Raw genomic sequence first — 12,680 nt, forward strand, 5'->3', positions numbered from 1 at the left:
GCACTTGCGTGTGAGAATGATACGGCTCTAAGGCAGCCAAGCGTCGTCCAAAGCCGCGTAGTCACGGGGTGGCAACGGCCAATAAATCTAAAGCGCTGTCTCTTGGTCGAGTGCTGCTGGAGTTCTCTTTGGCGCTGCTATCAGCGCAACGGTCTCCCATGTTCTTCAACGAAACTCTTTCGCAAAGGCGCGTCGGCGGAAAGAAGCCACCCTAGAAGCCGCACGGCCGCTATAACTGCTGAGAAATCCTGATCCGAACGTCATCCAGGCTCCGCAACACGCCGACGCATAAACCTGCAATCTCCGGAGTCGGTTGGAGCAGATCGGGGACCATAATCGTAGACATTCCTGCCGCCGCTGCCGCACGAACTCCATTGTGCGAGTCTTCGAGCGCTAAGCAACTTGATGGATCGACGCTGAGGAGTGTGGCCGCCCTCAGGAAAGTCTCCGGATGGGGCTTGCCTATCTCAACATCGCTCCGCGTGACGAGCACGTCAAAATTGTGCAAGAGTCCCGCCTTCTTTAGCTGCGTTTCAGATTTTGGTCGTGCGGTTGACGTCGCGACGGCCATGGGGATCGCGGCGTCGCGCAGAAGTTTGAGGAGGTCGATGACACCAGGGCGAAGGGGAATTTCAGTGGCGCACAGCCCGTCAAAATGTCTCCCGCAGGCTAAATGGTAACGATCAAGATCGAATGTCGGTCCAAAATAACCGACAAGTTTTTCGTCACCTAGATCCTTCGGGGTGCCAATCAAACTGAGATGCACATGATCAACCATTTGGTGTCCCTGAGCCACACAAGCGGCGAATATAGCCGCACGGTAAAGCGCCTCGGTGTCGAGCAGCAATCCGTCCATATCGAAAACGACGGCCTTAAGGGCTTGGGAATCATTGACAAGCTTCCGCTGAATTTCGACGTTCCAACGCCAGCGGTCGGAGATTAGTCGCGCGAGAGACCAATGGACAAGTCCGCAGAGGGTCCGAAGGTGGGCGTTCCAGACATGCCGTGACAGCGCTCGACTTCAGCTTGTTTCCTGAGTGTTGGTAGCGTCAGAGGCGCCCCTCTACCCGCACTTGATTCTTTGCTGAAACAATAGAAGATGCCCCAATTGATTAGGGGGCTTTTCAAATGCTGCGTTTTTTCGCTGGCTGTTTCTTCGCGTTCGTCCTTGCTTCGAGCGCGAGCGCTCAGACGACGATCAAAAATCTCAATTCGGATACTGTTTTCAAGTCGATGCAGTGCGAGATGGGCCTGCTTGCGCTGAGGGCCAAGGCGGCGGGATTGGATCCCGCGCTCAGGGCACATGTGAAATATTCGACGAGCGGAAGCTATGAAGCAAAGGCTTCGGTGGAAGCGGGGATCGGCGGCTGGCTAGCCTCGATCATCCAAGGCCCAAAGCTCAGTGCGGGATATGACCTTACCAGGGTCAACAAGAATACGCTCGAAGGCAAAATGAACATCAATCAGGGAAATACCGCGGTTTGTATTGGCAAAAGGCCGGCCATTCCGGTGGGAATTTACGACTGCCTCGAGAAAAACCAGGCCGCGTTGAAAAGCGGATTCACCGCAACTTGTTCATTGACCGTTACTGCGAAAGCGAATTTCGACGCGAGCGGCAAGTTCGCGTTCTGGGTCATAACACTGGGGCCGGAGCTTACGTTCGGGACGGTGATTAGCTACGAGATGGACATCGACGCTCCAGCGGCAGACCAAGAGAAAAAGGTCGCGCAGAACTAAGATGAGAATTGCGGTCACGTGCGTGAGCGCAATACGAAGACATCGGCGATAGCCTCCCGGCAGCTTGTCGCGCTTTGTTGGAATTTTGTGCTGAAGATACTTACGGCGGAACGGCGTGCCGCAGACACGCCGGTTATTTGGAGAAACCTGATGCAGAAGTTTTTTGCAGTTCTTGTCATTGTCATTGTCGTTGCCTTGTCCTCGCTGCAGCTCGCGAAGGCCGGACCGAACGAAGACGCCGCCGCGGCCCGCGCGCAGTGGGAGGAGGTCTACAATTCCGGCGACGCCGACAAATTCGTCGCGCTCTATACCAAGGATGCCACGCTGTTCGGATCGACGGCCCAGCTCTTCACCGGTTCAGACGACGTGCGTGCCTACTACAGCAAGCTGCCGCCGGGCATCAAAGCAAAGATGGGCGATCAACAAGCCATCGCGGTCGGGTCGAATGTTCTCCTGAGCTCCGGTTTCGCGAGCTTTACGCTGAAGGATGGCACCGTCGTCCCGTATCGTCTGACCCTCGCTTTGGTGCAGGTCGGCGGTCACTGGCTGATTGCCCAGCATCACGGATCGCCGGTCCCGAAATGAGCTGCTGCTTGTGTCTGGCTGCTTTGCTCAGGGATTGCGGTGACAGTGCCGGACTGCACCGGTGGAATAAGACTCGGTCCTTTCGAGACCTAAACCCAGGATAAAGTCCCGGCAGGTTTTCAAGAATCCAGCTGTGCATCAGGGAACGTCGGCTTTACCGGCAGGTTGGCCGGGTTGACGTGCTTTTCCTCCCTTCAAACTAGGCCTCCGTTCGCGGAGGCCTTTTTCTTGGCCGCAGGAACAGAACAACCAACCGCATGTTCTTGGATCAAAGTTCTTGGACAAAAACTTCCTGGACAAAAGCGGAGGCGGATATGCGCAAGGCGTTTTCGGGAATGGGCGACGAGCAACGTGACGTTGTGCTCTATCTGGCCTTCCTCGGGTCGGCACTTGGATTGTCGGTGATCGTGATGGGCGCCCTGCAGGTGGTCGGACGATTGCCCTCCTTCGCCTGAGCAAGACCTACTCGGCTTGAGCGGCATTCCGAGGGCTCTGCGCAAGCCTCTGCCTGAACGACAATATCCTCGTTGGCTTCGACCTCGAACGTGGTGTGTTGCGCCGCGGCTGCACGCCGGGAGAGCACGGCCGCCTCCCGCAATGCCGAGCGATGAAAACGTAAATTTTCGCGCTGCAAACTATCAATGGTTAACGAAGCGTTGCCCGGCGTGGGGCATGATCGCGTCATCCAATAGTTTTTGCTGCTGAGCGGAAAGGGCGCGCCGTGGTCACCTGGCGCAGTTTCAAACAGACGTCATCGCTGCAGGATATGATGCGGCAGGAAGCCTCGAGCCTGCGCCAGAAGGCGCAGAAATTGGCCCCGAGTATTCGCCGGGATCACCTGATCCGGCAGGCGCGCCAGGCCGAGACGGCTGCGAAAATCAACGAATGGCTGCGGTCGCCCGGCCTGCAGCCGCCCCGGTAAGCCAAGGCCAGGTAAGCAAGGGCAGTTACAATGAGTGAGCACGCCGAATTGAAAAAGGCTGTTGCGCCGTCGCTTCCGTTGCGCAAGCAGGCGGCGATGACATTTCTGCGCGCACGCAAGCTGCCGCCGGGATCCTATCGCGACGACCTTCGCCAGCTGGCCTTCGGCCTGTTCAGGATGCACAAGCATGGTCTGCGCGAGAGCGCGCAGTATCGTGGTGATATCGCCATCAACTGAGAGGCGGGATCGCCGCGTTCGACTAGGCTGCGATCCGTTGTTCGACCGGGGCCGTCAGAAGCTTCAGCGCTTGTGCGTGCTGCAGGTCGGGAACGGCGATGGCCGTGTGGCTGTAACTCGCGTGGCTCCGTGAATTTGCGATTCCATCCAGGATCTCGCTGCCCTTGATGACGTGGAGGCCCATGCCCTCTTCGGACGGGAAGATCGCCAGCACCACGTCATAGGCCGCGACGACGGCGCGCAGCGCCTCGGCCTTGTCTTCGGCGACGTCGACAAACACGCGAACATCGGCCGCGAGTTCACGCAGCTCGTGAAAATCCAGCACTGTGGGTACTCCAACGCAACGATACTGATGAGGAGAGTGGAGGCGTTGGGTTACTGAAGTCTCAACAACGCAGGCTCGGCCACAAGTTTAACCACGCGCTGCCTCGTCAGGAGGAAGAACGCCGATCGGGATGTCGCATTCAGGAGTCGTGGACCACGCTTTGGTTGGTCAACCTGTTCTGGTCATGCCGAAGCGATCCGCAGCGCGGCCTGTGAAGCACCGCGGCGGTGAGAACATCTGGAGCGGAGAGGGGCGGGCCTGTCCGGCGAAGCCAAAGGGCAAGACGCCCGAGCAGTAGCGCGTCGAACGCTACGGGTCAGATGCTACCTGCTCACTTGGCGTAGCCCTGCGAGCGGAGCCACGCGATCTTGCGATCTCCGTTGATCCAGTCGTCGGCATCTGCCTTGCTGGTGAAGCCGGTGATCTGGCGCTGCTCGCTGCCCGGGTAATCCGCCAGTATTTTCCAGTCGTTGTCGGCAATCCGGACGGTTTTGAAGGTCACTTTTGTTTTAGCCATGCCGCATTATGCAGGAACTGGCTTGAAAAGAGAACCCGCATTGCGGCGGCGGGGTTTGAAACCAGCCCGGCGCGGCAGGCCAATATCCGAACAAAAGACCCGGAATCTCCGGGCAAGTGCGGCTTGCGTTTCCGGTCCCGATAGGTTCTAAGCCCGGTTGCTTCATGACCGTAGGCATGAACCGAAGCGCGCCGGGTCGTTTTACGGCCTCCCAGGCAGAGCTACATCGTAGCTCGCGCGCACCCAATTCAGAGGACTGTTTGACATGGCGAAGATGACCAAGACCCAATTGATCGATGCAATCGCAGAGGGCACGCAGCTGTCGAAGAACGACGTGAAGTCGGTCATCGAGTACATGGCGACCGTCGGCTACAAGGAACTGAACGAGTCCGGCGAGTTCGTGATTCCCGGCTTTGCGAAAATGTCGGTCGTGAACAAGCCTGCGACCGAAGCCCGCATGGGCGTCAATCCCTTCACCAAGGAGCCGATGCAGTTTGCGGCAAAGCCGGCGAGCAAGTCGGTCAAGGCCTCGCCGCTGAAGGTTGCCAAGGACTCCGTCTGATCCGGCCACCGCCTGCCGAAGGGCACGCGGGCAGGCCATGCTGCGACCGCGGTGATCATCGACTGCGCCGCGGCTCACAAAAAAAAACCCCGCGCGGGAGCTACGGGGTTTTCCAAGCCGGCGGTCGCCTCACACAACCGACAGCACCATCGCATTCGGTTTGCTAATGCGCGGGGTGGGGAATTCGTTCCGGCATTGCCGCGCGAACTCGACAAGGCTCCAGCCCGCAACGCTCAACGAAAAACCCCGCGCTTGCGCACGGGGCTCTCTCGCCGACGGCAACGGGATTTCAGCGCCTGGCCGCTGGCTACGCCCCTAACTTAAAGTTGAAAGCAACGACGGCATCAACAGGAATTGCGTCGGAGAGGGCTGGACTTTCTGTTCTCATTTTGTTCTAGTGACCTCACCTTGGAGGTGACTCATGACCATCGAGAAACAGCGCGAAGTGATCAGGCTCTGGAATCAACTGAGGAAGGTCGAGGGGCCGGTCGCAGAAGAACTCCGGATCCAGATCCTCGAATGCTTTGCTGAGAAGGATAAGGCGAAGCGCGCGGCTTGAGGCGCATCATCGGCGCGCATCGGGCCAACGCGCGCCGGCTGCATTCGATCTGCATGACCTGTCCGCAATGCTGCAAGCCGATGATCGCAAATCCACCGAACATCTTCCGGTGCGAGTCATGCCGCGAGATCATCATCGTGTTTGCGGTGGTCTCGAAATTCCTGCCGCCGGCGAAGTAGTGCTGCGCGCCTTCATGCATGATGGCTTCATGCGTCATTAGGAATTGGTTCGTGCTGATTTTCGCGATTCCGATTCGTTCTTTGAGAACGAAATGGAGTCGGAAGCAGAACGAGTTGCGCCTGTTGATGTCGAGGTAGCGGGCTTGCCGGATGTGCTCGGCCTGCATGGTTCGAGACGCCCGCTGTGGCGGGCTCCTCACCATGAGGTCTGATGTGTGCCGATGAGGGTCTGACGTTTCGATGAGGGGTATCTCGCCGCAAAGCGCGACCTCATCCTGAGGGCCCGCCAGAGGCGGGCGTCTCGAAGGATGGCTGCAGGCGAGCTTCACGCCAAGCTCCACTATCAAGCTCTTCGATTTCGGTCTGATCGAAGCTTCGCTCGCATGCTGCGCCCGCACAGTGCAAACCGATTGTTAGGACTTGCTCCGCACCGATTTCCTCGATTCCGATTCGTTCTTTGGGAACGAAAGAGAGTTGAAGGCGGAACAAAGGCAGTGAACGCACGGCCAAGGACCATCTCGTTGCGGTCTCGCTCACCCGCATCATGCCGCAAACCGCTTCGCGCTTGCCCGGATCAGGCTTTAACGAAAACCTGTCGGGATCGCGATAACCCTATTCGGTTAGGTTAAAAGCCCAATCGCGTTGCAGTTGCGCGCCGTTGGGATAGGTGTCTGGCAAGCACAACAAGAAAACCGATTTGCCAATGATCCCTTTTTTCGAACCGTCATTTTACCAAGGCGACCGCCAAACCTATCGCCGCGTTGCCGTCGTCGGCACGCTGTTCTGTCTCGCTTTCGTCGTGATCAGCTTTTCGCTGCGTCCGCAGGTCGACGATACGCGCGTTGCAGTCAAGGCCGACCGGCTGATGCGCACCGCGGGAGAGGCTGCGCACGCGAATTGAGCGCGCGTCGCTAGAGGGTCTGATCGTCGGCCTCGATGTGCCGGCATGAGGTGCCGTGCGTTGCGAGCGCCACGAAGCCGGCATAGCCGGACAGATTGAGCAGGATCTCGAGCCACACGGGCATGGTGAGCCTCTTGATATGCGGAGGCGAGATCAACACCCAGGCCATTCACCCGTTCCCGCGCCGGTCAGAAACGCCGCTCAGAGGGGGGAGGAGGGGTCGAGCCGCCGGCCCAGCTTCGCAACCGTCTCCGTCGACGGCCTTGCCTTGAGGAACTCCGCAATGGCGCGGGCGAGCTCGCTGTCACTCATTGGCGTTGCGGGCGGACGCAGGGCGCCGACACTGAAGTTGCGGACGATCTCGTCGTAGTGCTGCTCCTTGGTCCGGGGAACGAGCCTGCGGATGCGGGCCAGCAAGGCGGATAGCGGCAATCTTTCCTCCCACGGCGTCGTCGCCGTTGGCAGCCATTTATATCTGCTGCCATTTTTCCCTTCGAAACTGAAAACCCCGCCAGCACCGCGGAGGATACTGACGGGGTCTTCGTGCTGTCGCCTCAACCGGATAGCGGAGGCTCTTGCACTTGCAGGTTCAATCCACGGGCCGCGATTTGGTTCCGGGCCCGGCCCAAACATTTTGGCGGTGCGGGTTCCGCGGCCGCACGCAACCATCGCAGGCTGTCCTCGTTGTATCCTCGGACTTGAGGGAGAAAATAAATGATGAGGAAGACACTTGCAGTTCTTGCGACCGTTGCAGCCGTCGGCGTGACCGCGGTCGCGGCTCCGGCACCCGCCGAAGCCCGGGGCCGTGGCATCGGCCCGGGCTTGGCGTTCGGTCTGGCCGCCGGCGCGCTCACCGCGGGCGCGATCGCCGCCTCCGGTCCGTATGGCTACGGCTATGGTCCCGGCTACGGTTACTATGACGAACCGGCCTATGCTTATGGTCCTGGCCCCTACGCCTATTACGGCGGTCCGCGCTATTACCGGCACCACTATTACCGTCATCACTGGTAATCGCCGGCCCGGAATGACAAGCGAAAAGCCCGGAGCGTTGCTCCGGGCTTTTTTCATGCGCGCATCTCTGGTTGCGATATCGTTACGGCCAGAGCGAGGGCCGTTCCACCTTGCGGGCGTTCTCGAGCGTCGACACGAAATATTCGTCACGCTCGCGCTTGAACTTTTCTTGCGTCGCGCGGAAGGCGGCAACACGTGCGGCGATTTCGTCTCGTTCGCGTGCTCTGCGTTCTTCGTCTTCGGTCATGTCCATCCCCTGTTCACACTTGAACTCTGAACTCTGTTCACAGTTCGACTCTGTTCACTCCTAAACTCAAGCAGCGCCGCCGCATCGGTTGAGTCGATTCAACACATGCATTGGCGGTTCTGATTGGGGCGTCAATGGGGAGGAGGCATTGCAGGAATGTGATAAACAGGGACCGGAAAGAATTGCCGATCGCGGCTTGCGCAACGGTGGATAAGAGCGTCAACAATCTTGCCGCTTGGGCGCGTGGCAGCTAGCGCAAAAACAAATCGGAGGCCGCGTTGATTGCTTCAGATCTTCGCAGCGGCGTTGAACGGCTCGGCGATATGATCGCCGAGGCGAAGACCATCGTTCCTTTCACCGGCGCCGGCATCTCGACCGAATGCGGTATCCCGGACTTCCGCTCGCCCGGCGGCCTGTGGACTCGCAACCGTCCGATCCCGTTCGATGAATTCGCCGCGAGCCAGGACGCGCGGGACGAATCCTGGCGCCGGCGCTTTGCGATGCAGGACACCTTCGGGGCGGCGAAGCCCGGCCGCGGTCATCGCGCGCTCGCGGCGCTGTACCGCGCCGGCAAGGTTCCCGCGGTCATCACCCAGAACATCGACAATCTGCACCAGGCCTCGGGCTTCGCGCCCGACCGCGTGATTGAACTCCACGGAAATACCACTTATGCGCGCTGCATCGGATGTGGGCAGGCCTATCAGCTCGATTGGGTGAAGCGCCGTTTCGACGAAAACAGCGCCGCGCCGAACTGCGCCGCATGCGATGCGCCGGTGAAAACCGCAACGATCTCATTCGGTCAGGCGATGCCCGAAGACGAAATGCAACGCGCCACCGAGCTGTCGCAAGCCTGCGACCTCTTCATCGCGATCGGTTCCTCGCTCGTGGTGTGGCCGGCGGCGGGCTTTCCGATGATGGCGAAGAACGCCGGTGCACGTTTGGTGATCATCAATCGCGAGCCGACCGAGCAGGACGCCATCGCCGACCTGGTGATCCATCACGACATCGGCGAAACGCTCGGGCCGTTCGTCGGCAATTGAGCGGTCGTCTTTTGATTCGCGGCTGTGCAAGCTGTTCATAGGTTCCGGCGAATCTCTTTTTTGTCTATGCCTCCTAACCGGGAGTGTTATCTTTTGATTCGAAAGATTCGCGTCGCGTCGAGTTGAGAAGATTCTCTGAAGGTTCTCGAAAGACGCGTGATTCGGCGCCGCCAATTGAGGCGGGTCGCATGGCATGTGTGGGGTCCGGGGTTATGGGGTCGTCGGACGGATTTGAGTCCAAGAAGCTGGGAGTTCCCGCAGCCGGCGAACATGGCGGCGGTCGCGATAGCGCGCTCAGTCCCTTCACCGGATTAGGTGAGGCCAGCGCCAACCTCGTCGAGGTCCACGGCGTCATCAAATGGTTCGACGCTTCAAAGGGCTACGGCTTCATCGTTCCCGACAATGGCTGGCCCGACGTGCTCCTGCACGTTACCGTGCTTAGGCGCGACGGTTTTCAGACCGCCTATGAGGGCGCCCGCATCGTCGTCGAATGCATCCAGCGCGCCAAGGGCTACCAGGCCTTTCGCGTGGTCTCGATGGACGAATCGACCGCGATCCATCCCGCGCAGATGCTGCCGCCGCGCACCCACGTCACGGTCACCGCGACCAGCGGGCTCGAGCGCGCCCAGGTCAAGTGGTTCAACCGGCTTCGCGGTTTCGGCTTCCTGACCTGCGGCGAGGGCACTCCCGACATCTTCGTGCACATGGAGACGCTGCGCCGGTTCGGCATGACCGAGTTGCGGCCCGGCCAGTATGTGCTGGTCCGCTTCGGGCCCGGCTCGAAGGGCATGATGGCGGCCGAGATCCATCCCGAGACGGGATCGCCGGGATTGCAGTCGCACTGACGGCTGTTTGCTCCCGCAATCGTGAGCGGAGGCGGGTGGCCGGGGCGGAGCGCCTGTTCTGGATTTTCCAGCCATCGCCGCGTAAGGATGGACCAGTCCCTCGCCAGTCCCAGGCTCTTGCGCCAAGAATGCCATCTCATGAATTCTGATCGAACGACTGTCTGGTCCCTTGCCCGGGGCTGGCTTGCCGCCATCCTCGTCGTCGCCGGCTTTGCTGTCGCGAGTTCGCCCGTCCGCGCCGCCAGCTTCCAGCCGCTCGAGATCGTCACCAAGAATGGCGTGCAGGCGTTCTCGGTGGAGATGGCGACGACGGACGAGGAGAAGCAGACCGGGCTGATGTACCGCAAGGAATTGGCCGACGGCAAAGGCATGCTGTTCGACTTCAATCCCGAGCAGCAGATCTCGATGTGGATGAAGAACACCTACGTCTCGCTCGACATGATCTTCATCCGCGCCGACGGCCGCATCCTGCGCATCGCGGAGAATACCGAGCCGCTGTCGACCAAAATCATCTCGTCCCAGGGTCCTGCCCGGGCCGTTCTGGAGGTGCCGGCGGGCACGGCGCAGAAATACGGCATCCGGCCCGGCGACCGTGTCGGCCATCCGCTGTTCGGCAGCAAATAGAGCCCACACCACCGGGCGATTTGGCGTCTTGCTGGCCGCTTCGAAAGCTTGCTGGCAGCTTGGGAAGCGTGTATCGACGGGGCTCACCGGACATTCGGGGTATAGCGCAGCCTGGTAGCGCGGCAGTTTTGGGTACTGCAGGTCGTTGGTTCGAATCCAGCTGCCCCGACCAGTCCCTCACGGTTCGGACGCCAATAAACGCTCAGCGCTTGTTCCTCGCGGGATCCAATCTCTGCGTGATTTTTGCTGGAATTAAAACAGGTTATCCGGCGCGGAATGACCAAAGTTCATCGAACCTTTGGGCGTCGCCAACGACATATGGATGTTGGGGATTTCAGCGCCCAATACCTAAACGGACGCCGCCAAGCGATGATATTCCGCTTGTGCGGCGTTGCGCTTTTTCCCGCTCAGTTCAAGGCGTACCAACCGGCGGGGAATGGGATCAGCGGCCAAACCCGACAATCGTCATTGGCGGCTTTCGGCAATTTGTCCGTGGTCGGTTTGGCGACGGGCCATGGCGGCGGCGAAACCAGCGCCAGGCGCAGATATGCACATTGCAAATTCATGATCATCCAGCCCGTGCAGTGAGTTTTTCAAAAATCAGTCTGAGTTCGAAATCACCGCGCCTTGTTCGTAAACGGCGCGCTCATTCTCAAATTGCGCACATATCCTAGGATCAAACAGGCGAGCGTTTCAACCAGACTCTGCGCCAGGTAAGGTTGATCGGTTAGGTTAAGCGCGAGACGTCGTTGCCGCCGCCATGGCGGCTGTTATCAAGCCAGTCCGGCTTGCGACGATGGGCCATCAGTCAGCCCACACGAGATCACATTCGTCGCGGCGTTTCGTTTCGCGCGAGTTGTTCGTCATGGTTTTCGATAGCAGCACCAGAACTCTCCGTCCGCGCTCGAACTGGACCGAAATCTGGCACCTCTGGACCGTGATCGTGCCGCGCCGCTCGATCAACGGGCAGCTCGTCTACGGCAAGGTCTGGCGCCGCCACGACGGCCGTGACTGGATCTACAGGAAGTTCACCGAGTACGACGAAGCGGCGGCGTGAGCTTCATCCGCTGCCACCTCGCTGAGGCGGCCTGCTCCTAAGCGGCTTTGGCCGTCGTTGCCGCCGGCTTGGCCGGTGGCGGCTTTAACGGCTTGTCCTGCCGCTTCGACCAGGAAATGTAGTAGGCCACCGTCGTCATGATCGCGATGCCGGCGATCGAGACGAACAGCTGCGCGAACAGCGATCCCGAGCTCATCGACAGCTCGAAATGGCCGACAAAGGACAGGAACACGCCGACGCAGAAGACGGCGAGCGACTGCTGGCCGCAGACGATCACGGGATCAAAGATCTTCCATTCCAGGCCCGGCCATTCCTTCGGCACGAAGCGGATCACCATGATCACGATCACGACGAAATGGATGAAGCGGTAGGGCGCAAGATTGGTCTTGTCGTTCGGATTGAACGCCGAGAACAGCCATTCGGGCATCATCGCGGCGAGGCCCGGGAAGCGACCGGCCATGGTCATCACCAGCGCGAAAGCGAGATAGGCGAGACATGCGTACAGCGTGATCGGGGCGTTGATCAGCGTCATCGAGCGCCGCGCGCCGCCCATGGCGCACCAGGCGCCGAACACGAACAGCACCTGCCAGCAATACGGGTTGAAGTACCACTGGCCGGCCGGATAGGCGTTCAGATTCCAGCCGAAGTGGCGCGCCGAGAGCCACAGGACGATGGACAGCGCCATGGTCAGATCCGGCTTGCGCAGCATGAACCACAGCACCGGCGGAAACAGGCCCATCAGCACGATGTAGAGCGGCAGCACGTCGAGATTGAGCGGCTTGAAGCGCAGGAACAGGCCCTGCCGCAGCGTCTCGGTGGCGTTGTCGACGAGGCCGGCGACGTTGAACTCGTTGATCATCTCGGAATCGCCGAAGCGCAGCGCCAGATAGCTGATCGAGGCGATGTAGATCACGAACAGGATGATGTGGGCGACGTAGAGCTGCCAAACCCGCTTGGTGAGACGGGTGGCGCCGACCAGGAAACCACGCTCCAGCATCATCCGCGCATAGACGAAGGAGGCGGTGTAGCCGGAGATGAAGACGAAGAGGTCGGCGGCGTCGGAGAAGCCGTAATTGCGGGTCGTGATCCAGTTCACGATGTTGTCGGGGATGTGGTCGAGAAAAATCGCCCAGTTCGCGATGCCGCGAAACAGGTCGAGCCTGAGGTCGCGGCCTTTCTCGGGAAGGGTTGCGCTGATGTTCAGGAAGGCCATGCGACGGGAGCTTTCGAAGAGGACAGATGCGCTGATGTCGGCGAGGCAGTGCCGCCGGGCGGGACCCCGGCGCGGAGGGCGGGTATGGAATTGTCACGGTGCAGCATAATGACTATACC

23 protein-coding genes and 1 tRNA gene are annotated in these 12,680 nt (G+C 60.0%); 17 read left to right on the forward strand and 7 right to left on the reverse strand.

What is annotated here, in order from left to right; genetic code table 11:
* Positions 1-229: 229 nt before the first annotated feature.
* Complete coding sequence (locus AC0L2O_RS09175) at positions 230-847, reverse strand: HAD family hydrolase (RefSeq protein ID WP_473369493.1); 618 nt, start codon at positions 845-847, stop codon at positions 230-232.
* Here AC0L2O_RS09175 and AC0L2O_RS09180 point away from each other — a divergent pair.
* The 6 genes from AC0L2O_RS09180 to AC0L2O_RS09205 all read left to right on the forward strand — a co-directional run bounded on the left by AC0L2O_RS09180 (position 767) and on the right by AC0L2O_RS09205 (position 3,481).
* Positions 767-943 (forward strand): hypothetical protein, encoded by a 177-nt coding sequence (locus AC0L2O_RS09180; protein ID WP_473369525.1) that lies wholly within the window; start codon positions 767-769, stop codon positions 941-943. The two genes, AC0L2O_RS09175 and AC0L2O_RS09180, sit on opposite strands and share 81 nt — an antisense overlap.
* A 185-nt stretch (positions 944-1,128) precedes the next feature.
* Positions 1,129-1,737 (forward strand): hypothetical protein, encoded by a 609-nt coding sequence (locus tag AC0L2O_RS09185; protein WP_473369494.1) that lies wholly within the window; start codon positions 1,129-1,131, stop codon positions 1,735-1,737.
* A gap of 18 nt (positions 1,738-1,755) precedes the next feature.
* Positions 1,756-2,322, forward strand: coding sequence for a nuclear transport factor 2 family protein (locus AC0L2O_RS09190; RefSeq protein ID WP_473369495.1), 567 nt, complete (start codon positions 1,756-1,758; stop codon positions 2,320-2,322).
* A gap of 314 nt (positions 2,323-2,636) precedes the next feature.
* Positions 2,637-2,777: a hypothetical protein gene (locus AC0L2O_RS09195; protein ID WP_473369496.1), complete on the forward strand. Its 141-nt coding sequence runs from the start codon at positions 2,637-2,639 to the stop codon at positions 2,775-2,777.
* A 266-nt stretch (positions 2,778-3,043) separates the two neighbouring features.
* Entirely contained in the window at positions 3,044-3,244 is a 201-nt protein-coding gene (locus tag AC0L2O_RS09200) for a hypothetical protein (protein WP_369723829.1), read from the forward strand.
* Positions 3,245-3,274: 30 nt separating this feature from the next.
* Positions 3,275-3,481, forward strand: a complete 207-nt coding sequence (locus AC0L2O_RS09205) for a hypothetical protein (protein WP_369723828.1) — start codon at positions 3,275-3,277, stop codon at positions 3,479-3,481.
* A 22-nt stretch (positions 3,482-3,503) separates the two neighbouring features.
* Here AC0L2O_RS09205 and AC0L2O_RS09210 read toward each other — a convergent pair whose 3' ends face one another.
* Positions 3,504-3,806: a hypothetical protein gene (locus AC0L2O_RS09210; protein WP_473369497.1), complete on the reverse strand. Its 303-nt coding sequence runs from the start codon at positions 3,804-3,806 to the stop codon at positions 3,504-3,506.
* A gap of 331 nt (positions 3,807-4,137) precedes the next feature.
* Entirely contained in the window at positions 4,138-4,308 is a 171-nt protein-coding gene (locus tag AC0L2O_RS09215) for a hypothetical protein (RefSeq protein WP_369723824.1), read from the reverse strand.
* A gap of 280 nt (positions 4,309-4,588) precedes the next feature.
* On the opposite strand from AC0L2O_RS09215, the gene AC0L2O_RS09220 reads away from it, so the two are divergent.
* The 4 genes from AC0L2O_RS09220 (at position 4,589) to AC0L2O_RS09235 (ending at position 6,524) form a co-directional block, all read left to right on the forward strand.
* The gene (locus tag AC0L2O_RS09220) at positions 4,589-4,885 is read left to right on the forward strand and encodes an HU family DNA-binding protein (RefSeq protein ID WP_071914190.1); all 297 of its coding nucleotides are present in this window, start codon (positions 4,589-4,591) and stop codon (positions 4,883-4,885) included.
* Positions 4,886-5,306: 421 nt separating this feature from the next.
* Positions 5,307-5,444, forward strand: coding sequence for a hypothetical protein (locus AC0L2O_RS09225; RefSeq protein WP_409188888.1), 138 nt, complete (start codon positions 5,307-5,309; stop codon positions 5,442-5,444).
* Complete coding sequence (locus AC0L2O_RS09230) at positions 5,441-5,623, forward strand: hypothetical protein (protein WP_473369498.1); 183 nt, start codon at positions 5,441-5,443, stop codon at positions 5,621-5,623. Before AC0L2O_RS09225 ends, AC0L2O_RS09230 begins: the two co-directional genes overlap by 4 nt.
* A gap of 703 nt (positions 5,624-6,326) precedes the next feature.
* Positions 6,327-6,524 carry a hypothetical protein gene (locus AC0L2O_RS09235; protein WP_369723822.1) on the forward strand — a complete coding sequence of 66 codons (198 nt, stop codon included), beginning with the start codon at positions 6,327-6,329 and terminating at the stop codon, positions 6,522-6,524.
* Positions 6,525-6,534: 10 nt separating this feature from the next.
* Here AC0L2O_RS09235 and AC0L2O_RS09240 read toward each other — a convergent pair whose 3' ends face one another.
* Complete coding sequence (locus tag AC0L2O_RS09240) at positions 6,535-6,693, reverse strand: hypothetical protein (RefSeq protein WP_369723820.1); 159 nt, start codon at positions 6,691-6,693, stop codon at positions 6,535-6,537.
* Positions 6,694-6,725: 32 nt separating this feature from the next.
* On the reverse strand, positions 6,726-6,956 hold the full coding sequence (locus tag AC0L2O_RS09245) for a hypothetical protein (RefSeq protein ID WP_473369499.1): 231 nt from the start codon (positions 6,954-6,956) through the stop codon (positions 6,726-6,728).
* A 285-nt stretch (positions 6,957-7,241) separates the two neighbouring features.
* Here AC0L2O_RS09245 and AC0L2O_RS09250 point away from each other — a divergent pair, with 285 nt between their 5' ends.
* Positions 7,242-7,535: a hypothetical protein gene (locus AC0L2O_RS09250; RefSeq protein WP_369726763.1), complete on the forward strand. Its 294-nt coding sequence runs from the start codon at positions 7,242-7,244 to the stop codon at positions 7,533-7,535.
* Between the two features lie 82 nt (positions 7,536-7,617).
* Here AC0L2O_RS09250 and AC0L2O_RS09255 read toward each other — a convergent pair whose 3' ends face one another.
* Entirely contained in the window at positions 7,618-7,782 is a 165-nt protein-coding gene (locus tag AC0L2O_RS09255) for a hypothetical protein (RefSeq protein WP_369723816.1), read from the reverse strand.
* Between the two features lie 278 nt (positions 7,783-8,060).
* On the opposite strand from AC0L2O_RS09255, the gene AC0L2O_RS09260 reads away from it, so the two are divergent.
* From AC0L2O_RS09260 to AC0L2O_RS09285, 6 genes are all read left to right on the forward strand, one after another.
* Positions 8,061-8,822, forward strand: a complete 762-nt coding sequence (locus AC0L2O_RS09260; RefSeq protein WP_473369500.1) for an SIR2 family NAD-dependent protein deacylase — start codon at positions 8,061-8,063, stop codon at positions 8,820-8,822.
* A gap of 212 nt (positions 8,823-9,034) precedes the next feature.
* Positions 9,035-9,667, forward strand: a complete 633-nt coding sequence (locus AC0L2O_RS09265) for a cold-shock protein (RefSeq protein ID WP_045007223.1) — start codon at positions 9,035-9,037, stop codon at positions 9,665-9,667.
* Positions 9,668-9,805: 138 nt separating this feature from the next.
* Complete coding sequence (locus tag AC0L2O_RS09270; protein ID WP_473369501.1) at positions 9,806-10,291, forward strand: DUF192 domain-containing protein; 486 nt, start codon at positions 9,806-9,808, stop codon at positions 10,289-10,291.
* A gap of 95 nt (positions 10,292-10,386) precedes the next feature.
* Positions 10,387-10,463: transfer RNA gene (locus AC0L2O_RS09275), tRNA-Pro, on the forward strand.
* Between the two features lie 104 nt (positions 10,464-10,567).
* The gene (locus AC0L2O_RS09280; RefSeq protein ID WP_473369502.1) at positions 10,568-10,879 is read left to right on the forward strand and encodes a hypothetical protein; all 312 of its coding nucleotides are present in this window, start codon (positions 10,568-10,570) and stop codon (positions 10,877-10,879) included.
* A 277-nt stretch (positions 10,880-11,156) separates the two neighbouring features.
* Positions 11,157-11,348 (forward strand): hypothetical protein, encoded by a 192-nt coding sequence (locus AC0L2O_RS09285; protein WP_369723808.1) that lies wholly within the window; start codon positions 11,157-11,159, stop codon positions 11,346-11,348.
* Between the two features lie 37 nt (positions 11,349-11,385).
* Here the strand turns inward: AC0L2O_RS09285 and AC0L2O_RS09290 are convergent, their stop codons facing one another.
* Positions 11,386-12,561, reverse strand: a complete 1,176-nt coding sequence (locus AC0L2O_RS09290; RefSeq protein WP_473369503.1) for an OpgC domain-containing protein — start codon at positions 12,559-12,561, stop codon at positions 11,386-11,388.
* Positions 12,562-12,680: the final 119 nt, after the last annotated feature.

The organism is Bradyrhizobium sp. Kon10, assembly GCF_055807395.1.